General features: G+C 41.8%; 23 protein-coding genes. 11 read left to right on the forward strand and 12 right to left on the reverse strand.

The genetic code is table 11. From position 1 onward, the window contains the following. From nuoM to G0029_RS03465, 5 genes are all read left to right on the forward strand, one after another. On the forward strand, positions 1–1,614 hold the full coding sequence (nuoM, locus tag G0029_RS03445; RefSeq protein ID WP_078192291.1) for an NADH-quinone oxidoreductase subunit M: 1,614 nt from the start codon (positions 1–3) through the stop codon (positions 1,612–1,614). Between the two features lie 3 nt (positions 1,615–1,617). Next, positions 1,618–3,162, forward strand: a complete 1,545-nt coding sequence (nuoN, locus tag G0029_RS03450; RefSeq protein WP_180023143.1) for an NADH-quinone oxidoreductase subunit NuoN — start codon at positions 1,618–1,620, stop codon at positions 3,160–3,162. Positions 3,163–3,288: 126 nt separating this feature from the next. After that, positions 3,289–3,924, forward strand: a complete 636-nt coding sequence (gene upp, locus G0029_RS03455; RefSeq protein ID WP_078192289.1) for a uracil phosphoribosyltransferase — start codon at positions 3,289–3,291, stop codon at positions 3,922–3,924. Positions 3,925–4,009: 85 nt separating this feature from the next. Beyond that, positions 4,010–4,303 (forward strand): cold shock domain-containing protein, encoded by a 294-nt coding sequence (locus tag G0029_RS03460; protein WP_078192288.1) that lies wholly within the window; start codon positions 4,010–4,012, stop codon positions 4,301–4,303. A 108-nt stretch (positions 4,304–4,411) separates the two neighbouring features. Continuing rightward, positions 4,412–5,164: a cold shock domain-containing protein gene (locus G0029_RS03465; protein WP_180109760.1), complete on the forward strand. Its 753-nt coding sequence runs from the start codon at positions 4,412–4,414 to the stop codon at positions 5,162–5,164. Positions 5,165–5,191: 27 nt separating this feature from the next. On the opposite strand, the gene gigC is transcribed toward G0029_RS03465, so the two are convergent. Then, positions 5,192–6,076 (reverse strand): LysR family transcriptional regulator GigC, encoded by an 885-nt coding sequence (gene gigC, locus G0029_RS03470; protein ID WP_078192286.1) that lies wholly within the window; start codon positions 6,074–6,076, stop codon positions 5,192–5,194. Between the two features lie 85 nt (positions 6,077–6,161). On the opposite strand from gigC, the gene G0029_RS03475 reads away from it, so the two are divergent. Next, positions 6,162–6,923 (forward strand): ferredoxin--NADP reductase, encoded by a 762-nt coding sequence (locus G0029_RS03475; protein ID WP_180109761.1) that lies wholly within the window; start codon positions 6,162–6,164, stop codon positions 6,921–6,923. 67 nt (positions 6,924–6,990) lie between these two features. Here the strand turns inward: G0029_RS03475 and G0029_RS03480 are convergent, their stop codons facing one another. From G0029_RS03480 to G0029_RS03500, 5 genes are all read right to left on the reverse strand, one after another. Continuing rightward, positions 6,991–7,734, reverse strand: coding sequence for an amino acid ABC transporter ATP-binding protein (locus tag G0029_RS03480; protein ID WP_373685908.1), 744 nt, complete (start codon positions 7,732–7,734; stop codon positions 6,991–6,993). Continuing rightward, on the reverse strand, positions 7,731–8,414 hold the full coding sequence (locus G0029_RS03485; protein ID WP_078191088.1) for an ABC transporter permease subunit: 684 nt from the start codon (positions 8,412–8,414) through the stop codon (positions 7,731–7,733). The genes G0029_RS03480 and G0029_RS03485 overlap by 4 nt, the downstream gene beginning before the upstream one ends. Then, positions 8,414–9,157 (reverse strand): amino acid ABC transporter permease, encoded by a 744-nt coding sequence (locus G0029_RS03490; protein ID WP_180007506.1) that lies wholly within the window; start codon positions 9,155–9,157, stop codon positions 8,414–8,416. Before G0029_RS03490 ends, G0029_RS03485 begins: the two co-directional genes overlap by 1 nt. Before the next feature lie 70 nt (positions 9,158–9,227). Further along, a complete protein-coding gene (locus tag G0029_RS03495) occupies positions 9,228–10,175 on the reverse strand; it encodes a transporter substrate-binding domain-containing protein (RefSeq protein ID WP_180023147.1) in 948 nt (315 codons plus the stop codon). Between the two features lie 337 nt (positions 10,176–10,512). Continuing rightward, positions 10,513–10,935, reverse strand: coding sequence for a hypothetical protein (locus tag G0029_RS03500; protein WP_078192409.1), 423 nt, complete (start codon positions 10,933–10,935; stop codon positions 10,513–10,515). Positions 10,936–11,283: 348 nt separating this feature from the next. On the opposite strand from G0029_RS03500, the gene G0029_RS03505 reads away from it, so the two are divergent. The 4 genes from G0029_RS03505 to G0029_RS03520 all read left to right on the forward strand — a co-directional run bounded on the left by G0029_RS03505 (position 11,284) and on the right by G0029_RS03520 (position 14,159). Beyond that, positions 11,284–11,562 carry a hypothetical protein gene (locus tag G0029_RS03505; protein WP_078192282.1) on the forward strand — a complete coding sequence of 93 codons (279 nt, stop codon included), beginning with the start codon at positions 11,284–11,286 and terminating at the stop codon, positions 11,560–11,562. A 281-nt stretch (positions 11,563–11,843) separates the two neighbouring features. Further along, positions 11,844–13,622 carry a mechanosensitive ion channel gene (locus G0029_RS03510; RefSeq protein ID WP_180107324.1) on the forward strand — a complete coding sequence of 593 codons (1,779 nt, stop codon included), beginning with the start codon at positions 11,844–11,846 and terminating at the stop codon, positions 13,620–13,622. 68 nt (positions 13,623–13,690) lie between these two features. Next, positions 13,691–13,873 (forward strand): hypothetical protein, encoded by a 183-nt coding sequence (locus tag G0029_RS03515; RefSeq protein WP_111884901.1) that lies wholly within the window; start codon positions 13,691–13,693, stop codon positions 13,871–13,873. A gap of 124 nt (positions 13,874–13,997) precedes the next feature. Then, entirely contained in the window at positions 13,998–14,159 is a 162-nt protein-coding gene (locus G0029_RS03520; RefSeq protein ID WP_162689753.1) for a hypothetical protein, read from the forward strand. Positions 14,160–14,250: 91 nt separating this feature from the next. Here G0029_RS03520 and G0029_RS03525 read toward each other — a convergent pair whose 3' ends face one another. The 5 genes from G0029_RS03525 to G0029_RS03545 all read right to left on the reverse strand — a co-directional run bounded on the left by G0029_RS03525 (position 14,251) and on the right by G0029_RS03545 (position 19,906). Beyond that, on the reverse strand, positions 14,251–15,450 hold the full coding sequence (locus G0029_RS03525) for an NAD(P)/FAD-dependent oxidoreductase (protein ID WP_180107325.1): 1,200 nt from the start codon (positions 15,448–15,450) through the stop codon (positions 14,251–14,253). Positions 15,451–15,483: 33 nt separating this feature from the next. After that, positions 15,484–16,374, reverse strand: coding sequence for a 1-aminocyclopropane-1-carboxylate deaminase/D-cysteine desulfhydrase (locus tag G0029_RS03530; protein ID WP_180107402.1), 891 nt, complete (start codon positions 16,372–16,374; stop codon positions 15,484–15,486). Positions 16,375–16,518: 144 nt separating this feature from the next. Then, complete coding sequence (locus G0029_RS03535) at positions 16,519–17,640, reverse strand: HlyD family secretion protein (RefSeq protein WP_180107326.1); 1,122 nt, start codon at positions 17,638–17,640, stop codon at positions 16,519–16,521. A gap of 61 nt (positions 17,641–17,701) precedes the next feature. Continuing rightward, the gene (locus G0029_RS03540) at positions 17,702–19,351 is read right to left on the reverse strand and encodes an MFS transporter (protein WP_180107327.1); all 1,650 of its coding nucleotides are present in this window, start codon (positions 19,349–19,351) and stop codon (positions 17,702–17,704) included. A 6-nt stretch (positions 19,352–19,357) separates the two neighbouring features. After that, positions 19,358–19,906: a TetR/AcrR family transcriptional regulator gene (locus tag G0029_RS03545; protein ID WP_180059305.1), complete on the reverse strand. Its 549-nt coding sequence runs from the start codon at positions 19,904–19,906 to the stop codon at positions 19,358–19,360. 306 nt (positions 19,907–20,212) lie between these two features. Here G0029_RS03545 and G0029_RS03550 point away from each other — a divergent pair, with 306 nt between their 5' ends. After that, positions 20,213–20,416 (forward strand): NF038215 family lipoprotein, encoded by a 204-nt coding sequence (locus tag G0029_RS03550; RefSeq protein ID WP_180107328.1) that lies wholly within the window; start codon positions 20,213–20,215, stop codon positions 20,414–20,416. A 238-nt stretch (positions 20,417–20,654) separates the two neighbouring features. Here the strand turns inward: G0029_RS03550 and G0029_RS03555 are convergent, their stop codons facing one another. After that, the gene (locus G0029_RS03555; RefSeq protein ID WP_180107330.1) at positions 20,655–21,113 is read right to left on the reverse strand and encodes a DIP1984 family protein; all 459 of its coding nucleotides are present in this window, start codon (positions 21,111–21,113) and stop codon (positions 20,655–20,657) included. Between the last annotated feature and the right edge of the window lie 61 nt (positions 21,114–21,174).

A 21,174-nucleotide genomic window follows, 5' to 3' on the forward strand; every position in this document is an offset into this window, starting at 1 on the left:
ATGGAAACTCCAAACAATTTAATTCTACCCGCTCTGATCCTTATTCCGTTCATTGCAGGTTTTGTATGCTGGCTTGTCGATAAACTCGACAAGCACTTACCACGCTATATTGCCTTAATTGGTATGCTATTAACGTTGGTGTTAACCGTCGTTTTATGGCAAAGCGGTACTTATAACTACGAGTTGGGTACACAAGCTCCACAGTGGGCTGCTCAATTTAACCTACCGTGGATTACCACTTTAGGGATTAATATTCACCTTGCGGTGGATGGTCTTTCACTGCTTATGGTAGGTTTAACTGCATTACTGGGTGTACTTGCGGTCGGCTGTTCATGGGGTGAGATTCAAAAGAACGTTGGTTTCTTCCACTTAAACCTACTGTGGTCTTTAGGTGGTGTGATCGGTGTATTCTTAGCGATTGACATGTTCCTATTCTTCTTCTTCTGGGAGATGATGCTGGTACCAATCTACTTCTTGATCGCACTTTGGGGTCATAAAGGGGCAGAAGGTAAGTCACGCGTTTACGCTGCAACTAAATTCTTTATCTATACTCAGGTTGCGGGTCTGATCATGTTGATCGGTATCTTGGGTCTAGTGGTTGTTGGCTTCCAACTTCACGGTCAAATCAGCTTTAACTATGACTTCTTGATGAGTGTTGCACACACTGTTGAGGCGAAAGCTCCAGCACTTGCGTATGCATTCATGATCTGTATGTTCATTGGTTTTGCGGTAAAACTTCCAGTTTTCCCATTACACGGCTGGTTACCAGATGCACATGCACAAGCACCTACAGCGGGTTCTGTCGACCTTGCAGGTATCTTGATTAAAACTGCGGCTTATGGTCTTTTACGTTTCGTTATTCCATTCTTCCCAGTAGCATCTGCTCAGTTTGCTGACATCGCGATCATTCTTGGTCTAATCGGTATTTTCTACGGTGCATGGTGTGCATTCCAACAAACAGACATGAAACGTCTGCTTGCGTACACATCTATTTCGCACATGGGCTTCGTACTTCTTGCTTTGTATGCAGGTAACATCCTGACATTCCAAGGCTTGATGATTATGATGCTGGCTCACGGTCTATCTTCTGCTGCATTGTTCATTATGTGTGGTCAGGTTTACGAACGTCTGCATACACGTGACATGCGTTTGATGGGCGGTATTCGTGGTCAGTTCCAATACCTTTCATTCTTCTTAATGTTCTTTGTTGCGGCACTTGTAGGTATTCCGGGTCTAGGTAACTTCATCGGTGAATTCCTGATCTTGATGGGTTCTTATGACAAGTTCCCTGTGTATACAATCCTTGCTGCAGTAAGCTTAGTATTTGCCGGTCTTTACGGTTTAATCCTGATCCACAAAGCGTTGTTTGGTACACCAAACGAAGAACAAAAACAGCATTACGCAAATCCGTTGAAAGACTTAAATGCGCGTGAAGTTGTGATTCTTTTAATCTGTGCTCTTGGTCTAGTATGGCTTGGTCTATTCCCACAAAGCTTCCTTGATATTTCAAATTCAAGCATGGCGTGGATTGCAAATAGCTATATCCCAGTTCAAGAAGTCGTTGATGTTGTGCAGCAGATTGCTGTACAACCTGAAAATGTGGAGATGCAATAAGCCATGGACTTCACAATGTCATTTTCTGAGCTTATGCCATTAGCTCCTGTGATGATCGTGGCTTTAACTGCGATCGTCGTGATGTTGCTAATTGCAATCAAGCGTAACCACAATTTAGTTGCAACGACTTCAGTTATCGGTCTGAACCTTGCAGCCTTTTATATTATTTTTGTTTTCGTTGCAGGGCAGTATGCACCTGCAAACGTAATGAATTTGTTCATCGTAGATCCATTTACGATGTTGTACCAATTCGTGATTTTGATTGCAGCACTTGCTTGCTGCACATTGTCACATGCGTATATCGAAACCTATAAAGATAACCGTGAAGAACTTTATATCTTGATGCTGTGCTCTGTAACAGGTGCATTGTTAATGGTTGCAAGTTCGCACTATGCGTCTTTCTTTATTAGTCTTGAGTTAATGTCGATTCCTGTATACGGCCTATTGGCTTATACACACCAACGTTCACAGTCGCTTGAAGCGGGTGTGAAATATTTGGTACTTTCAGCAACTGCTTCTGCGATGTTGTTGATGGGTATGGCTTATGTATATGCGTACACAGGTACAATGGCATTCGTTGCTGAACCAGGCAAAATGTTCACAACTTTCAGCCAACCGGGCGTAGTCCTTGGTCTTGCACTAATTGTCTTTGCTGTTGCATTTAAATTGTCTCTTGCGCCATTCCACAAATGGACACCAGACGTGTATGCAGGTGCGCCAGCGCCAATCGCGACATTCTTAGCGACTGTGGCTAAAGTGGCAATGATCGGTCTATTCGTTCGTTACTTCTTGGCTTCTGGTTTAATCCTTTCTGACAGCTTCATCACGATCGTGACCATCATTGCAGTATTGTCTATCCTTGCGGGTAACTTACTAGCAGTACGTCAAGTGAACTTGAAACGTATCCTTGCATACTCTTCAATCGCTCACTTTGGTTACTTACTTGTTGCGATTGTAAGTGCACGTAATACTGACTTTGTTCAAGTACAAGGCTTTGCAACATTTAGCAGCGTCAACGTTTATGTGATTACTTATGTATTAACAACGATTGGTGCGTTCGGTGTTGTGACACTGATGTCTAGCCCTTACAACAACAAAGACGAAGCAGGTAGTCTTGCTGAGTACCGTGGTTTGTTCTGGCGTCGTCCAGTGTTGACTGCAACACTAACTGTCATGATGTTATCTCTTGCAGGTATCCCATTAACAGCGGGCTTTATTGGTAAGTTCCTTGTGATCAAAACAGCAGTTGCTGGTGGTTCATGGTTCTTAGCTGCGATGGTGATCCTTGGTTCAGGTATCGGTTTGTACTACTACCTACGTGTGATGGTTGTGATGTACATGACTCCACCAGATAACCCACGTATCGACGCTGTCGATCATTGGGGTCAAAAAGTGGGTGGTATTATGGTGCTTGGCGCAGCTGCTCTTGTGTTGTTGATCGGTGTATATCCAGATCCAATCATTGCAGTTTCTCAAGTGGCATACTTTGCAATCTCACCTGAATTACAACAGTTCATTTTTAGCTTAATTCAAAGTGGTTTTAACTAATGAATTAAGCAATTAATTTGCTTATTACAAAAAAGCCTCCTGTAAAGGGGGCTTTTTTATTTTTATCATTTGTTAAATAGCTTTATAATGGTTGAAATTTTATCTTAACCTTTTAGGTGTTCTCCCGTGGCTATCCATGAAATCCGTCATCCGCTTATTCGACATAAACTCGGCTTACTTCGTCGTGCAGATATTAGTACTAAAAACTTCCGTGAGCTTGCTCAAGAAGTGACTATGCTTCTGACTTATGAAGCAACGAAAGATTTACCAATGGTCGATCATGAAATTGATGGTTGGAATGGTAAAGTAACTGTAGATCGTATTGCCGGTAAAAAAATAACAGTCGTACCGATTTTACGTGCAGGTATTGGTATGTTGGATGGTTTCTTAAACCTGATTCCAAGTGCGAAAGTATCTGTATTGGGTTTAGAGCGTGATGAAGAAACTTTAGAAGCGCGTACTTACTACAAAAAATTAGTACCAGACGTACAAAACCGTTTAGCGATGATTATTGACCCAATGCTTGCAACGGGTTCATCGCTCGTTGCTGCTATTGACGTTCTAAAAGCCAGTGGTTGTAAAGATATTCGTGTCATGGTGCTTGTTGCAGCTCCAGAAGGCATTAAACGTGTAAATGAAGCTCACCCAGATGTGATCATTTATACAGCATCTGTAGACCAAGGTTTAAATGAAAACGGTTATATCGTTCCTGGTCTTGGCGATGCAGGCGATAAAATTTTCGGTTCAGTTCAAAAAGACTAATTTTTGAATCATGAACAGAAAAGGGGCTTTTATAGCCTCTTTTTTATATACTAAAGACATTGGAATAAATGGAATAGGGTACTTTATGAAGTCCGAACAATATAAAGGTAAAGTGAAGCAGTACAATCCTGAAAAGGGCTTTGGCTTTCTTTCATGTGAAGAAGGTGATGTATTTTTCCATATCTCTGACTTTCCCGCAGATGGGGTCGAGCCAAAACGTAATGATCGTGTGAAATTTAATGTGGTGAAAAATGGTGATCGTTATAAAGCCATAAACATTGAGCGTGAAGAAGACAAATCTGCAAAAGCTAAAAAATCTAAAGTAGTGGCAAATAACCAGTCAATTACTTCAGCTTTGCTTTCGAATTTGCGTAAATAATGTGATTGTAAGATTTCATGGAAATCTTTGAAATTGAAAAAGAGGTCTATAGGGCCTCTTTTTTTATTATCATAAGAGTATTAAAAGAAAAGATGAGAGACAATTTTTATGTTTAAAGAGGGGAAAATCAAAAGCTATAACGTTGAGCGCGGCTTTGGATTTATACAACAAGATCAAGCACAGGATTTATTTTTTCATATTAGTGATTTTCCTAGCCGACACATCGAACCACGTGTTGGAGAAAATCTCAAATACAGGATTGAAGCAGATCGAGGTAAATTTAAAGCGGTAAATATCATCCGTTTAGATTTGAAAAAAGAGCAGTCCACTCATGAACAGATAAATCCGTCATTTGAATCAAGGTCGGATCGAGTGAATGACCAAGCTACTCCTCACGATACAGCCAAAGGCACAGTTTGGGGCAGTAAAATCTTCAGCATGATTGGACTCATTGTAATTTTAGTATTAGCTGTGGCTGTTTATGGGAAATATCAGCAGTACCAAGAACAGAAGCAGCTACATTTACAACAGCTCATGCAAGAAAATGAAAACATTGTAAAAGAACAACGTAAAGCTCAGGGGGATTTACCCGATCGGGTGCTGACTGAGCAAGGTGAAAAAAATCTATACGGCACAGCTTCAACGCAAGCTCAGTCTGTTGTTCAATACACTGCGCAGGCACCTTCTTCAAGTGATACGCCAAGGGCAGTAGAGAAAGCACAGTTTAGTTGTGATGGGCGTACGCATTGTAGTCAGATGAAATCTTATGAAGAAGCGGTGTATTTTCTACAACATTGTCCAGGTACGAAAATGGACGGAAACAACGACGGAATACCTTTCGAACGACAATTTAATAAATAAAAAAAGCGCCATTAGGCGCTTTTTAGTTTAAACAGATTTTTCACAAAATTGCATAAAGGCTTTGAGACCCGGTCCTTGGTATTTCTGACGATGTACCAACATAAATAATGGACGGGCAAGTTGCCAGAACGGCGTATCTAAAACCACCAATTGACCTTTTTCACGTAAAGGCTCAATCGCAAGTTTAGAAATACATGACATACCAAGACCACCTGCCACGATTTTTAGAATGGCTTCGTTATGACCCAAGGTTAAACGTATATTGGCATCTGGCAGGTCTTTTAAAATTGCGTTGTCAAATACTTCACGTGTGCCTGAACCTTCTTCACGTAAGATCCATTCCACATTCTCAAAGTCAGCTGCAGTGAGTGCACGATCCAACTTCGCTAAAGGGTGCTCTGGTGAACAGCACACGGCAAGTTCATCGTCACGCCAGTGAATACATTGCAACTGTGGCAGATGGCATGAACCTTCAATTAAGGCCAAATCCAACTGAAATTGGTTTACCGCTTCAATCATTTGGCGGGTATTGCCGACTTGAAGTTGTAAATGTGCTTGAGGCTGAATTTGTAAGAAATCTGCCATGAGGTCTGGCATCAAGTAGTCACTGATAGTTAGGGTCGCACCTAAACGCAGATCAATACTTTGTAGTTCGCCTTTTGCTGCTTGTTCAAAAGCTTCGCAGCGCCCTAAAATTTCCAAAGCTTGTGGCAATAAAAAACGACCCAAGTCATTCAATTGCAAGCGTTTACCTAGTCGGTCAAACAGTGGAGCACCGAGACCATCTTCGAGGTCTGCCAATGCCATACTTGCTGCACTTTGAGTAAGTTTGACAGCATCACTGGCTTTGGTAACGGTACCTTCTTGAGCGACTGCTACAAAAACAGCCAACTGGCGTAAAGTCATGCGCATGAATCAGGCCTTAACATTTAAAAAATATTAATAAATTATGCTGTCATGCTAACATGAGCACAGTCTGTCACGCCACGTTCAAATCATGTCAATTGAAAAATTTAGCTTAGAAAAGGTTTTATCTGTACACCGTTGGACCAATACTTTGTTCAGTTTTACCATGACACGCCCTGCACATTTTAAATTCACTGCTGGTCAGTTCGCTCGAATTGGTTTGAAAGTGGGCGATGAATTGGTGGTTCGTGCCTATTCTGTGGTGTCGTCACCCTTTGATGAAACTTTAGAATTTTTCTCTATCGTCGTTCCAGATGGTGCGTTTACTTCAAATTTGCAGCATCTACAAGTGGGCGATGAGCTGTATTTAGAAAAAGTGCCTTATGGCTTCCTCACTTTGGCACGTTATCAGTTGCCATTGCCGAAGGACTTATGGCTGTTGGGGACAGGAACGGGTCTTGCACCGTTTTTATCAATGTTACAAGACTTTGAAACGTGGTCTAAATACGAAAAAATTAATCTAGTCTACAGTGTGCGCACCGTATCAGAACTGGCTTATGTCGAGCGGATAAAAGAAATCGCCGAGAACTTTGGTGAAGGGCATACGGGCTTCAAATTTATTCCTATTGTGACACGTGATCCAAATGCACCGTTGCATGACCGTTTACCAGTTTTAATTGAAAATGGCGAGTTAGAACAGGCGGCAGGCTTAGCGTTTAATGTTGATACGACGCATGTCATGCTGTGTGGTAATCCACAAATGGTTGATGACACCAAGGCGGCCTTAAAAGCGCGTGGTTTGACCATGAACCGTCGTGGTGAAGGCAATATTGCTGTAGAAAATTATTGGTAATCTGCCATGAAAAAAGCTCATCGAAGGATGAGCTTTTTTATTTTCGGAAATTAAATACGTTTTGATTTTAATGCAGAATTTTATTTAAGAACTGCTGCGCTCGTTCACCACGAGGGGCATTAAAGAAATCATCTTTACTGCAGTCTTCCACAATTTTTCCTTGATCCATAAAGATCACACGGTCCGCAACCTGACGTGCGAAGCCCATCTCATGGGTTACACACATCATGGTCATACCTTCTTTGGCAAGACCCACCATCACATCAAGCACTTCGTTAATCATCTCTGGATCAAGTGCCGAAGTCGGTTCATCAAACAGCATGGCAATCGGGTCCATACTGAGCGCACGTGCAATCGCAACACGTTGTTGTTGTCCACCTGATAACTGTGCAGGGAATTTAGCGGCATGCGCACTTAAACCCACACGGTCTAAATAAGCCAAACCTTTTTTCTTGGCTTCGGCTTCTGATCGACCCAAGACTTTAACCTGCGCAATGGTCAGGTTTTCGGTAATGGATAAATGTGGAAACAATTCAAAGTGCTGGAACACCATACCGATACGACTACGCAATTTATTTAAATCGGTTTTTGGGTCATTAATGGAAATACCGTCGACTAAAATCGTACCGGCCTGAAAAGGCTCAAGTCCATTAACGGTTTTAATGAGCGTTGATTTACCTGAACCCGAAGGTCCACACACCACAACCACTTCACCTTGTTTAATTTGAGTCGTGCAATCGGTAAGCACTTGAAAATCTTTATACCATTTACTGACATTTTGGAGGTCAATCATCGTTTTTTGATCGGTCATACACTTAACCTCCGTTGTAATTTTTTAACTGCATAGGTAGCGATCATACTAATAGTGAAATACACCAAACCAGCAAACAGAATGTATTGAGTTAACAATGACATAAGGTCACCTCGAACATAGTTGGTGCGGAAAAAGTCTAACAGTCCGATGGCATAAACCATGGTTGAATCTTGGAACAGAATGATGGTTTGCTGTAAAAGCAGTGGCGTCATTTTGCGAAAAGATTGCGGCAAAATAATTAAGCGCATCGCTTGGCTATAGCTCATACCGAGAGCATAAGCTGCAGAAGTTTGACCTTTAGGAATTGATTGAATCCCGGCACGGACAATCTCTGAAAAGTAAGCCGCTTCAAATAGCATGAAGGCCACGATACTCGACACAAGGGCAGTATCAATCGTTAGATAGTTACCGGTGATTCCTGTGTAGATAAAGGGTACTGCAAAGTAGAACCACATCAGCACCAAGAGCAAAGGAATAGAACGGAAGAGGTTCACATAGCCTTTAGCAAAAATATTAAAAGCCTTAATCGAGGACAGGCGCATCAACGCCAATAAAGTCCCAATAAAGACACCACCAATGGTTGCCGTGATCACCACTTTGAGTGTGATACTGAAACCATGCCATAGCGCAGGGCCAGACGCTTGGAGGTCTTGAATAAAAGAACTGAGCCATTCCATTATTTATCTCCTGCAATTAAGCCAGGAACGCGTAGGCGTTTTTCCAGAAAATTCATGAAACCAATTAAACAGATATTGATCACGATGAAAATAATGGTGACGTAGGTATAAATTTCGATGGTGTTTTGCGTGTATTCACTGATGGTTTTCATCTGCGAAATGATTTCTGCAACACCGACCAAAGACGCGACTGAGGTGTTTTTGACACAGTTGGTCAACTCAGAGCTGAGAGGTGGCAAAATCGTGCGGAATGACTGCGGTAAGATCACATAGCGGTATAGTTGAGCCGTACTAAATCCCATGGCATAACCTGCATTGGTTTGCCCCAAAGGAAGCGCTTCAATACCTGTCCTGACTTGCTCACAGACTCGTGCAGCTGTAAAAAGACCCAAGCCGACACTTGCAGAAATTAAGGCGGTCGTATTTGCCCCAAGGTCATTCATCCACCAGCTTTTAATCGCATCGGGGAGGAAGTTGGGTACAACATAGAACCATATAAACAGTTGAATCAATAAGGGTACATTTCGGAAAATAGTCACGTAGGCCGTACCAATACCTCGTGCTACAGGACTCGGTAGGGTACGCATAATACCCAAGATGCTGCCAAGCACCATCGCAATGCTCCATGCCACCAAAGCGATGACAAACAGCCAGCCGATCCCAATTAAAATCCAATTCAGGTAGGTTGAATCACCTACACCTGTAGATTGGAACAGCACACCCCAATTCCAGCTATAATTCATAGGAACTCCCTATAATGAGCTTAAGCCAAAATCCGTTTGGCTTAAGCATCTTTAGAATGTTTAGGGAAAGTTATTCGTCACGGTCATGTGGATTACTAATCAATGCTTTTAATTGATCAGACATCGGGAAATTCAAATTGATATTTTTTGGTGGAATTGGCGTTTGGAACCATTTTTTATACATGTCATTGATTTCACCAGAGCTATAGGTCGCTTTGATTGCATCATCAACCACTTGTTTAAAGCCAGTATCGCCTTTACGCATCATACAACCATAGATTTCATGAATCGGTGCTGTACCCACGATTTCCCATTTATTTGGATCTTTGGCTTTTGATTTTTCACCCGCCAGCAAAATATCATCCATCATAAATGCTGCTGCACGACCATTTTGTAGCATGAGGAAAGACTCAGCATGGTCTTTGGCAGAAATGACTTCACCAATACCTAACTCTTTTTCATGTTGACGAATATAACGCTCAGATGTCGTTCCTGCCGTGGTCACTAACTTTTTGCCTTTTAGGTCAGCAAAGTCTTTAACCCCAGAGTCTTTTGCAGTAAGTAAGCGTGAACCCACTTCAAAGAAACCTGTTGAGAAATCAACTTGTTGTTGGCGTTCTTTATTGTTGGTGGTAGAACCACACTCTAAGTCGACGGTGCCATTAGAAACCAATGGAATACGGTTTTGGCTAGTCACTAAGTTATAACGGACTTTTAATTCGGGAAGATTTAATTGCTTTTTAACCGCCTCAACGACTTTTAATTGAAGATCGTGTGCATAACCTACAGGTTGGTTTGGATTATCTGCGATATATGAAAATGGAATCGATGAATCGCGATAGCCTAATACAATTGTGCCGGATTTTTTGATCTTATCTAAAGTCCCTGAGTCAGAAACAGCAGCTTCACTTCCTGCAGCTTTATCCGTTGTAGGTGCTTTATTGTCACTACATGCGCTAAGCCCTAAAGTGAGCGCACTTGCACAGAACAAAGTTGCTAAATGTTTTTTTGACGTCATCGTTAAAACTCCTTTTACCCTGATTTAATATCCACTTTTTATGATCTTGTTTCTCGTTAGATTTTATTGCTTTGTTTTTAAGAATGTTTCAACAATAAAAAAGAGATCATTTTCTACATCTTAGGTGATAAATCGAGCAAGGCTCAAGCAAAATTTATTGCCGAATTGTTACTAAGAAATGGGATAAGTTATGAACATTTTTTATAAGAAGGTTTGCTATAAGTTATTAAATATAAAATAATTTAATTTTATTGTGAAATAAATAATTAAAATAAAAGGGCATAAAAAAACCTCCAAATGGAGGTTTTCGGGATTAAACTTTAGTTTAATCTCTGTATTAATGCACAAACATATCCATAAATTCACGAATTTCTTGAATCGCTGTGTCTACGTCAGCAGTCAACCAAGTCGGTTCAAAAAAGCCAGCATAATGCTCCAGTCGATCTTGGGGAACAACTAAGCGAATCGGACATTCTTCTTCGAGCAAGCGCCAAGGAATAATAGGCACTTCATTATCTAAAAAAGCCGCAATATTTCGAATATCAATCACCATCGCATTGATGCATTCAGGGAATGGCATCACTGAAAACTCTTCAGTACGTCGGCGAAAATATTCCAAATCACCCCATTTCAATACATAACTTGGCTTACTAAATTCAATAATGCCAATAAGATGTTGATCGCGAGTGTAATGAAGGGAACATTGATGAGTGACGTCAGTGTCAAGATCAAGCGTTACACCTTGTTGATGGTACGCCATAGATTTGATAACAGGTGAAAAATAAGGTGCATGATTATAGCTCATTTCATCCATCAAAAGCAGAGAATTCCATCTAGCTCAAAAAAGCAGTTATTTTCGAAAAACTTATCACTCTGAAAATGAATACGATTGAAATGTAGTATTCAGTTCATTGTCCGATATTTATACCTTAGCGATTGATTTTAAATCTAAAATTAAGGGAATTATCTAAACAGAAAAACGGATATAAATTGAATTGATCTTTCAAGTTACACGTTTTCACTGATTGTAATTGTTCTTCACACAATACAGGATGTTGTATTGCTAGTATAAAAATTCAACTATGAACAACAAAATAGCGAGGGGAATATGACACACGATTTTAATAAACCACCCCATACCACCAGTACGGAAGAAACAACACAAAAAAAACGTATCCCTGTGTACATACTGATCTTAGTGGGTATCTTTTTAATCGCATTATTATTTTATATGTTTGCAGATATGAAACCTTCTGCTTCGGATGCACCGCCTGATCATCCTGCACCCAATGCACAAACTGCAACAGCCAATGATACGACTAGCGGTACACCGGGGGATGAAGCTGTTGCTAATGATTCAAATACTGCAACTGCGACAGATCGTTGATAATAATTGATGATAAACATGAGTCAGAGTTACATGAGTGCAAGATCTGAACCTTAAGAGTCTCTTCAGAGTGACATAAATAAAGCCTTGTTTATCCCAAGGCTTTTTTACATTCAATTGTGAGCTTTTGTTGGAGTTATGCATACTTTGGTTGATTAAAAAATACGCAAAAACTAAGGTGGAAAAGAAAGCTTAAGTTCAAAGTACTAATGCTGTGTGATACGCGGCATACGTAAAAATGCACATAACAACAGATCATGTATAACAATGAGGGCGAACGTATGAATGATTATCTGGGTGGTCCGCGTGGCCGTTTTGATGCTATGTATTATTGGGAACAGTTTCACCCCATTTTAAGTGCAGTAGCAATTCTCCTGATAGGTTGGGTCATTGCTTTATTGGTTGCTGCTGGCGTCAAAAAAATTCTGCAAAAATTAGGCACAAATCAAAAACTTTCAAATGCAACTGGGCACCGTTCCAATGTTGAAAATATAGTCTCCAGAGTTGTGTTCTGGATTATTTTGATCATTGCCGTCATTGGTGCACTCAATGTGCTGAATTTGACCAGTGTCAGCGGCCCATTCAGTAATATGATTCAGCAGTTCTTGTTATTTATTCCACAGCTTTTGGCTGCGGTAGCTGTAGGTTTTATTGGTTGGATCGTGGCGAGTTTGGTCAAAGTCGGTTCAAAGAAACTGCTGGATAAAACCCAACTCGATGAAAAACTCAGTTCTGAGGTTGGCGTCAGCCCAATCAGTCAAAATATCAGTGAAATTGTTTATTGGCTAATCTTGTTACTTTTCCTACCGATTGTTTTATCGATCTTGGGTTTGAACGGCCTCTTGTTCCCAATCCAAAATATGGTCACTGAAGTTGTTTCTTATCTTCCCAATATCTTTATTGCCGGTGTCATCGTCTTTGTGGGTTATATTTTGGCGAAGATTGTACGAGGCATCGTGGAAGGCTTGGTAAACAGTTTGAGTTTGCAGCAGCAAGTCGAAAAAGTGGGCATGTTCAAAAACGCAAAACTTGCTCAAGTATTGGGTAATTTCGTCTTTGCTATAGTTATTATCACTGCTTTAATTGTGGCTTTCGAAGCACTTGGTATCGAGACGATTTCTCAGCCTGCAACAGCCATGTTGCATGAGATCATGTATGCGATACCGAACATCATTGCCGCAGGTTTAATCTTAATCTTGGCTTATGTGGTATCACGTTTTGTGGCACGTCTAGTGGTAGATGTGATCTCGGGTACTGGTGTCGATGCTGTACCAGAAAAATTAGACATTCAACGCTTTTTGGGCAATACCAAAGTGTCGGATGTGGTCGGTTGCCTGATCGTATTTTTCACCATGCTGTTTGCGGTATCTGAAGCCGCTAACCGTTTAGGCTTTGAACAAATCAGTGCCTTAATTGCGATGTTTATCCAGTTCGGTGCAAGTATTTTACTTGGTGCCGTGATCTTGGTGGTGGGCTTCTGGCTTGCCAATATTGTGGCAAATGTGGTGCAACGTGGGGAATACAACAGTTCACGTTGGTTAGGTAATTTGGTTCGTGTGCTGATTATGGGCTTGGTTGTAGCCATGGGCTTACGTGCCATGGGTATTGCTGACTCGATCGTGAATTTGGCCTTTGGTTTAACCCTCGGTGCGGTTGCAGTTGCTTTCGCTTTGGCCTTTGGTTTAGGTGGTCGCAATCCGGCGGAACGATTGTTATCAGATCTTATCGATAAAGCGAAACGCGAAGCCAATGAACCGAATCCAGTACAGGAACAGGCGAAGGCAAAAACCACATTTAATACGACTACATCGTCTGCAGCGAGTCCAACGCCATCAACATCTGTGATGACTTCTGAAGTGAAAACCGATGATGGCTATCCAAACATTCAACAGGCTGCTCCCGGCGTCAGTGAAAAAGAAACTGCGACGCCAGATCAGTTGGATGTAAACCCAAGTGATCAACCACAAAATAATCCATTTGGTTCAACTGGTGAGGCTGAAAAAGAGGTCGATGCACCTTCGGCACCTGTAACTCCGCCAAAACCAGATGACCCTAAATAACCTGTTCCATCTTTACAAAATCGGCCACGCTTAGGTGGTCGATTTTAATGCTCTATAAGGAATACTGTATGGCAAAAGCACCGAATAAATTTTTAGCCCCAGTGATTATTGCAGGGATCACGGTGGGTTTTTTGGCGAGCGCACGACGCTTTATTTTTGCAAAACCAAAACGCACTGATTTGGAGCAGACAGAACAATCACCGCTAAACAGTGAAAAAAATTATACCAATCAGTCCAAAAATAATGGTTGAAATTTACCCGAAAATTGGTATTTTAAGTAATAGTGATATATGGAATATTACTTAAAATATAAAAACTTAGGATTCATATTGCTGTCATGAATGACACTTATGATCCGTGCAAAGGAATGGCAAAATGGGGGTAATTTCAATGCTCAATACTTTAGTATCGACACTCAAACAAACCGCAAGCGTGCAACCACAACATATTTCAGTTGCCGTTGAAAAAATGGATCTGACAATTCAACGAACTTCGACGTCGTCAGTATCATTATTTAAAACCGACTATCTTGAATAAGTTAGATCGGGCATAAAAAAGGGCTGAATGAATCAGCCCTTTTTTATGCAGAGATCATCTGCAGGTTATGTTTAATTAATTCTTGTCGAGATCAGACGTATTCGGAAGCTGCATGCGCAGAAGCCCATGCCCATTGGAAGTTGTATCCACCTAAATGACCTGTTACATCGAGCACTTCGCCAATAAAGTACAAACCTTTCTGCTTTTTACTTTCCATGGTTTTTGATGAGACTTCAGTGGTATCGACACCACCGAGTGTAACCTCAGCAGTACGGTAACCTTCTGTGCCTGATGGTTTCACTTCAAAGTTTTCTAAACGGCTTGCAATGAGTTCTAGTTTTTCATCGCTGATATTGCCAATGGCTAATTCAGCTTGTTCAGGCCAAATCAGATTTTGTAATTCCACAACCACACTTTTCGGTAAGTGTTCATTGAACAGTGTACGCAGTAACACTTTGGGTTGACTAGATTTCTTAGATTTGAGGAAATCTAAAACATCTAAAGTTGGCAGGAAATTGATGTTAAAGCGTTGACCGACATCCCAATAGTTTGAAAGCTGCAATGAGCTTGGGCCACTTAAACCACGGTGAGTAAAGAGTAAAGCCTCAGTAAAATTGTTTAACTCATTCGATAACGTGGCTTCAACAGCATTGCCACTCAAGCGTGTGGTGACTTCTTTAAAACTATCGGAGAAGGTAAAGGGGACTAAGCCTGCACGAGTGGGGTAGACAGAATGTCCAAATTGTTTAGCAATCTCATAGCCAATTCCTGAACCACCTAACGTCGGAATGGACAGACCACCACTGGCAATAACCACCGATTCTGCTTCAAAATAGCCTAGATTGGTTGCCACTTGAAAGCCTTGTTCTGGCATGGCATTGACTGCTTTTACTTCGCAGTTGGTTTTAATATCCACCAAGCCTGTTTTGTCACATTCTGCCAATAGCATGGCGAGAATTTCTTTTGCACCATTTTGGGTAAATAACTGTCCATGTTTGCGCTCTTCATACTCAATGCCATATTCGCAGACCATACCAATGAAGTCCCAGTTGGTATAGCGAGTTAATGCCGAAATAACAAAGTGCGGATTATGTGAAATATAATTTTCTGGTTCGACATACAAATTGGTGAAATTGCATTTACCGCCGCCAGACATTAGGATCTTTTTGCCAACTTTATTGGCTTTTTCAACCACCAAAACTTTGCGTCCACGCTGCGCCGCTTTATATGCCGTCATTAAGCCTGATGCACCAGCACCTAAAACAAGGACATCATATTGATTTTGCGACATGGTAAGTTTCCGCGTGGAAGAAAGGACGCAGGATTATACGCTTTTTAGCGCTTCGGTTGAACCTTTCAAGCGACCTTGTAGGCCACCAGTATGGATCACTAAAACACGCTGATGGTTTGTAATCTGACCCCGCTCAATCATGCTGAAAATACCTCGCAACATTTTAGCCGTATAAACCTGTTCTAATGGGATCGCATAGCGATGTTCAAAGTCATGCATAAACTGTAAAAGTTCCGGCGTTGTTTTGGCATAGCCACCACAGCAAAATTCATCGCTGATGCTCCAATTGGTTTTCTGCGTCAACTGAGCAACATCGTCGCAAAGAAAACTGCCTTTGAGCGCAGAAAAACCAAGAACATGTTGATGTTCCGCACTGGCTTCGATCAAGCCCGTTATGGTTCCACCTGTACCGACGGCACAGCAGATGAGATCAAAATTTTGTTGATTTTCATGGCTTAAGATTTCCGTACAGCCACGGATAGCCAATGCATTGGTTCCACCTTCAGGAATGACATAGTATTCGGGATATTGCTGTCGTAATTGCGCTAAAGCGTCTGCTTGTTTCTGTTCTCGATACTGTTGGCGTGTGACAAAACTGAACTGCATACCAAACTGTTCGGCGGTGGCTAAAGTAGGATTTCGGGCTTGATGTTGTAATTCTTCCCCACGGATGATGCCTAGACTGCCTAAACCAAATAAATGTGCAGCATATGCAGTGGCTGCAATGTGATTTGAATAAGCGCCGCCAAAGCTAAGCACCTGTTTAAAGCCTAATTTCTGCGCCTCAATAAAATTATATTTAAGTTTATAAAATTTATTGCCTGATATTTGTGGGTGTACCAAGTCCAAACGCTTTATACACAAATCAATCCCTTGATATTGAATAGTCTGCTCAGGAATGGCGTGGGCGATAGATTCAAACATGTTGGTAAACGTTATCTTGGTGGTTGGAGGGCGAGGTAGGCATTGTAAAACGGGAGGTGCAGAAGATGAAATCCTTTGCATCTTGTTCTATTCATCTTTACTTATAGCACTTCACTACCAGCATCCGCTAACTAGCAACATCAACTAACTAGCAACATCAACCGAGGTCACGACAGAAATACCGGGTCTTAGGTTTTCTAAACCTTGTTGATTAGGATCAATCGCAATTTTCACGGCAATGCGTTGCACGACTTTGGTGAAATTTCCTGTGGCATTGTCAGGCTTCAATACACTAAATTCAGAACCAGCCGCAGGGGAGATTTGCTCAACTTTGCCGTAAAATTTTTGATGTTTCATGCCATCGACGCTGAACCACGCTTTTTGACCAATATGCATATCTGCAATTTGCGTTTCTTTAAAGTTGGCAGTCACCCAGCGCTGCTGTGGAATCAAATACATCAGTTGAGAGCCTGCAGCAACATATTGACCAATCCGCGGGCTGACTTCGCCAAGCTGACCATCCATAGGTGCCACAATTGTGCTGTAGTCTTTGGTGGTCACGGCCTGATCAAACTGTGCTTTTGCGCTATTCACTTGTGCTTTAAGCCCCATCGCTGCAACTTGTGCGGTCTTGAATGATTCTTTGGCAACCAGCAAATTGGCTTCTGCTTGATGAAGTTGGGCCAAACTATTTTTAGCATCTGCAGTGGCTTTGTCTTGTTCCGTTTTCGATGCAGCGCCAGTATTGCCGAGTTGTTGGTAGCGCGTCATTTGTGCAAGGGCTAATTCATAGGCCGCACGCGTTTGGTCAACTTTCGCTTCGGCTGCCGTAATATCTGCTCTGCGTTGTTCAATGGCCTGGCTTTGATTGGCAAGCGAGTTCTGTGCTTGTTCCACCCCAGATTCAGCCTGTGTGACTTTTTGATCATAGGTCGTTGCATCGATATGCATAAGCACTTGACCTTTTTTCACATGATCAAAATCCGCCACCAAAACATCTTTCACATAACCATTAATTTGTGATGAAAGTACCGTCGTTTTGCCTTTGACATAGCTATTTTCAGTCGACTCGATACTGTTATGAAATGGACCAATCCGCCACGCCCATAAGATCAGTGCAATCCCCAGCAAGAGGATGATCAACATGAAAATCAGGGTACGCTGCGGCGTAGAGATAAGCTTGCTTGATGGCGCAGGCATAGCGGCTGCTGCTTGTTGTTGCTGCGTTGCTGCTGCTTGCTCAGTGGGTTTATGGTCTTCGGTCATGGTGTTCTCAATATCAATTAGGTCATTTGGCTGTGGCTTATGTTGTGTAAATCGAAGAAATCTAACTACTATCCGTGCGTTGCTGTTGGCGTAATTGATATTTATTTTTGCCCATCAGCAATAAACCCCAAAGCAACAATAAAACGGCGAAGATGCCATTTAAAAAAATCACATCGTTATAGGCTCGAACTTGGGCTTCTCGAGTGATGGTTTGATTAAGGCTACGTATGGCTTGTTGTTGGTCTAAATTGGGGTCTAAAGAATATTGATGTGCACTTTGCGCCAATTGTTGTAGGCGCTGTTCGACTATAGGGGAGGTTTGCGATAAATCATTATAAATCTGTGCCTGATAGGTTTGAGTACGCATTTGCTGATAGGTCGAAAAGAACGATGATCCGACCAGTCCCCCAAAGGTCTGTGTCGCAGAAAACAGTACGATAAACGTCACCATGTGCGATGGGCCTTTTTGCAAAGCACTGACAATGCCTGTAAGCAAAAGTGGGCCAATAAACATGCCACTAGCAAAGCCCACCAAAAACTGACTCCAATAAAAATCATGCGGTCGAACATCACTGGTCAGGTGGTAATCCAGCGCACAGGCAAAGAGCACGAGACCTGCTGCACCGAGTAGATGAAGCACGATTTTTTCTTTGGAAAAGGTCAGGGCACTAAACACTGTGCCTAAGACAATTCCGATCAGCACGACGGTATAAAAGGAAACAAATTGGTCGGGTCCCATGCCCATGGTTTTCAAAAAATTCACTGCCGCATAGCTTTGTTCTGACATGAGAAAGCGAATGGCAAAGGCACCAATAATAAAACTCACGGTAGACGATGTTCCGAGCCAGCGTGTGACAATCAGGGGATTGACCCGAAAATGTTCATAGGTCAGACCAACAACTAAAAGAATCAAAGCGGCGATGAGTAAATAGGCCAACCATTCAGCTTCAAACCACCAAAGAATCGGGCCTTGAGTCAACACGATACATAGCAACGCAAAGCCGGGTGCCAATAATGCAAAGGTGAATAAATCTTGCTTTTCAAACACTTCGATACGTAGGCTTCGTGGCAGTTTTAGAGAGACCACCATCGCCAAACAACATAAGGCTAAACCTAATTCAAAGGTATAGAAAATAGACCAATCATTTACATCGACCAGATAGGGCGACATGATCCATGCCAGTGGAATCCCCAACTGCTGAAAGCCCAAAGCTAGATAAAGCCCACGACCAAAATGAGCACGTTTAAACGCTTGCATGATGTAATACATCCCAAGCGAACTGAGTGGAGCTGCAAGTAAGCCGCTAATCACCCGTGCAAAAATTGCCATTTCATAGGTATGGACAAATAAATGCAGCATCATTACCGCGATAAATAAAACCAAACCAATTTCTGAAAATAGCCTAAGTCCATATTGTTGACGGGCTTTAAATAAGATCAGGTTAGAGCTGACATTGGCCATAACAAATGCCGCAGGGATCCATGCCGCTTCAGAAGGCGTTAAGCCATATTCACCTTGTAGAAGGGGTAAATTTGCCGTAATGAATCCATTACTTAAGCTCCCCGAGATCGCAACAAATAAACCGATAAAGAAGTATAAAAAACGCTTATAGGTGGGATGCGCAATGGCAGCGGGAGAGCCGGGCAAAGTTGGTTTTTCTTCGGGTGTCCAATCCGGAGCAGGTTCCAATAAACGTGGAGATTTGGACATAACGTGTTACCCACAAATACCATGTAGTAAAAACTCCACAGCACGTTTGGCGAGTTTTTCTTGATCTGCTTCGGTATGGCCTTGCAAAGCTGCACGCAAAATGGAGGTGACCATGGCATAGTCCGCCGGTTTAAAGTCCGCTCGGCAGCGACCATTTTGAATGGCCTGATCAATCATCGGTTGCAATATGGCATCACGTCGTTGGTATATTTCAACCATGGCGGGATCATCCCGATCGATCACACGCCAATATTCCATTAGGGCTGTGAGATAGGGAATATTATAAATATGGTCTTGAATGAGGCGAATAAATCCATCATCGAACTGTGCATAATTAAGCGCACGTTGTTCAAGTCGGTTTAAGGCAGCTTGCATTAAGGCGAGTACCAACTCACGACGGTCATTAAAATTACGATAAAACGTCGCACGTCCAACTTGAGCTTGATCCATGATGAGTTGTAAAGGCGCATTGATTCCGTGAATACGGAAAACCTCAATCGCAGCTTCTAAAAGGATTTCACGATTTTGTGCAGCGAGTTGTTGACGTGTGGACATTATTCTTTGGCATCATCATTTTAAATTTATCTAGATATTAAACGGACAAAAGTGTCCGAAGTAAAATCGTATTCGATAGCAGTTTTGTAACTTGTCTTCTATGTAGTTAAATAAAATGAATCAATTATTTATTTTTAAAAGGAAATATTTTTCTATCGGCATCAGTTTGCATCCGCATTGGAAAGACCGTCGACACATAATTCCTGACAATTGACCCTAAATCGGCAGATAAATAAGGTGAATATCTGCACAAAAATGTTATGCTGAATTTATAAACAAGATAATTATAAAAATGGAGGGCATCCAATGAGCAAATTAAGTCGGGCTGTGCTGCCTATGCTGTGCCTGTGCAGTTTTTGGATGGTGGGTTGTGATACGACTGACGAATTGCATCGTCCTCAAAATGAACATCGCACCATGATCATTGGTGGTGTCCCTGTAAATGACCTTGATTATAAATTACCGCGTGAAGATGTTGCACTCAATGAAGCCGCTGCAGATGACGATTAGCAGATGGATCCGTAAAAAAAATAGGGTGGACATACTGTCAGTACACGGTAGTGAGACGTGACATGTAAAGAGTCACAGATGCAGTGTGCTACGTCAGATGTGTGAACATTTTGAAGTAGACGTCTTACTTCTGCAGTGTAGTTTGTTGGATTAAAGCCTTACAAACATTTAAAAAGGCTCTGTACTCGCCCAGTATGCCCGAACTGGAATGAACCGTGGTTCAAATGCTTAAATCAGGTCAATCTATCAGGTCTATTTGCCAATTGGATGCCTGAATTTCTAAGTTATTTTGTCTAAGTTGCTGACTAATGCTATCGGCCTGTTTCTGTAAATCTGCCACTGCAATGGTTTTAATCCAACGGATTTCACTCGAGCTATAACGACCATTTTCACGGCGTGAGCTGTCGATTGCTTGTTGCAAGATTCGATGCTGCTGGGTCAATAAATCACGTTCATTGAGCACTGAAAGCATGCAGCGTCCAGAACGGGTTTTAGCCTGTGCGTTGGTGGCGTGAATCTTTTCAATTAAGCCATAAAGTTCTGTATTTACGGCAAATGCTTCTTGAATTAAAGCATTCGGTTCTTCACTGGGTACATCACCTTCTTGAATGAGCACGTTGTTATTGATTCGTTGTTGCAGTGAAGCCAATTTTGTTTGTAAGTCACTGCGTAAAAGTAGGGCTTCGGCTAATTTCATTGTCTTGATATTAATTTGTACTTTTAGCGATCATGCGATGGATTAATGCGGTATTCAAGTT

The organism is Acinetobacter sp. YH12138 (genome assembly GCF_015218525.1).
Taxonomy (GTDB): domain Bacteria; phylum Pseudomonadota; class Gammaproteobacteria; order Pseudomonadales; family Moraxellaceae; genus Acinetobacter; species Acinetobacter amyesii.

Coding starts and splice junctions, on each gene's coding strand:
- nuoN (WP_180023143.1), top strand. CDS start 1,618: ATGGACTTCACAATGTCATTTTCTGAGCTTATGCCATTAGCTCCTGTG.
- G0029_RS03465 (WP_180109760.1), top strand. CDS start 4,412: ATGTTTAAAGAGGGGAAAATCAAAAGCTATAACGTTGAGCGCGGCTTT.
- G0029_RS03540 (WP_180107327.1), bottom strand. CDS start 19,351: ATGTCCAAATCTCCACGTTTATTGGAACCTGCTCCGGATTGGACACCC.
- nuoM (WP_078192291.1), top strand. CDS start 1: ATGGAAACTCCAAACAATTTAATTCTACCCGCTCTGATCCTTATTCCG.
- G0029_RS03510 (WP_180107324.1), top strand. CDS start 11,844: ATGAATGATTATCTGGGTGGTCCGCGTGGCCGTTTTGATGCTATGTAT.
- G0029_RS03480 (WP_373685908.1), bottom strand. CDS start 7,734: ATGACCGATCAAAAAACGATGATTGACCTCCAAAATGTCAGTAAATGG.
- G0029_RS03520 (WP_162689753.1), top strand. CDS start 13,998: ATGGGGGTAATTTCAATGCTCAATACTTTAGTATCGACACTCAAACAA.
- G0029_RS03555 (WP_180107330.1), bottom strand. CDS start 21,113: ATGAAATTAGCCGAAGCCCTACTTTTACGCAGTGACTTACAAACAAAA.
- G0029_RS03485 (WP_078191088.1), bottom strand. CDS start 8,414: ATGGAATGGCTCAGTTCTTTTATTCAAGACCTCCAAGCGTCTGGCCCT.
- G0029_RS03490 (WP_180007506.1), bottom strand. CDS start 9,157: ATGAATTATAGCTGGAATTGGGGTGTGCTGTTCCAATCTACAGGTGTA.
- G0029_RS03525 (WP_180107325.1), bottom strand. CDS start 15,450: ATGTCGCAAAATCAATATGATGTCCTTGTTTTAGGTGCTGGTGCATCA.
- G0029_RS03545 (WP_180059305.1), bottom strand. CDS start 19,906: ATGTCCACACGTCAACAACTCGCTGCACAAAATCGTGAAATCCTTTTA.
- G0029_RS03505 (WP_078192282.1), top strand. CDS start 11,284: ATGACACACGATTTTAATAAACCACCCCATACCACCAGTACGGAAGAA.
- G0029_RS03535 (WP_180107326.1), bottom strand. CDS start 17,640: ATGACCGAAGACCATAAACCCACTGAGCAAGCAGCAGCAACGCAGCAA.
- G0029_RS03530 (WP_180107402.1), bottom strand. CDS start 16,374: ATGTTTGAATCTATCGCCCACGCCATTCCTGAGCAGACTATTCAATAT.
- G0029_RS03550 (WP_180107328.1), top strand. CDS start 20,213: ATGAGCAAATTAAGTCGGGCTGTGCTGCCTATGCTGTGCCTGTGCAGT.
- G0029_RS03475 (WP_180109761.1), top strand. CDS start 6,162: ATGTCAATTGAAAAATTTAGCTTAGAAAAGGTTTTATCTGTACACCGT.
- G0029_RS03495 (WP_180023147.1), bottom strand. CDS start 10,175: ATGACGTCAAAAAAACATTTAGCAACTTTGTTCTGTGCAAGTGCGCTC.
- G0029_RS03515 (WP_111884901.1), top strand. CDS start 13,691: ATGGCAAAAGCACCGAATAAATTTTTAGCCCCAGTGATTATTGCAGGG.
- G0029_RS03500 (WP_078192409.1), bottom strand. CDS start 10,935: ATGGCGTACCATCAACAAGGTGTAACGCTTGATCTTGACACTGACGTC.
- G0029_RS03460 (WP_078192288.1), top strand. CDS start 4,010: ATGAAGTCCGAACAATATAAAGGTAAAGTGAAGCAGTACAATCCTGAA.
- gigC (WP_078192286.1), bottom strand. CDS start 6,076: ATGCGCATGACTTTACGCCAGTTGGCTGTTTTTGTAGCAGTCGCTCAA.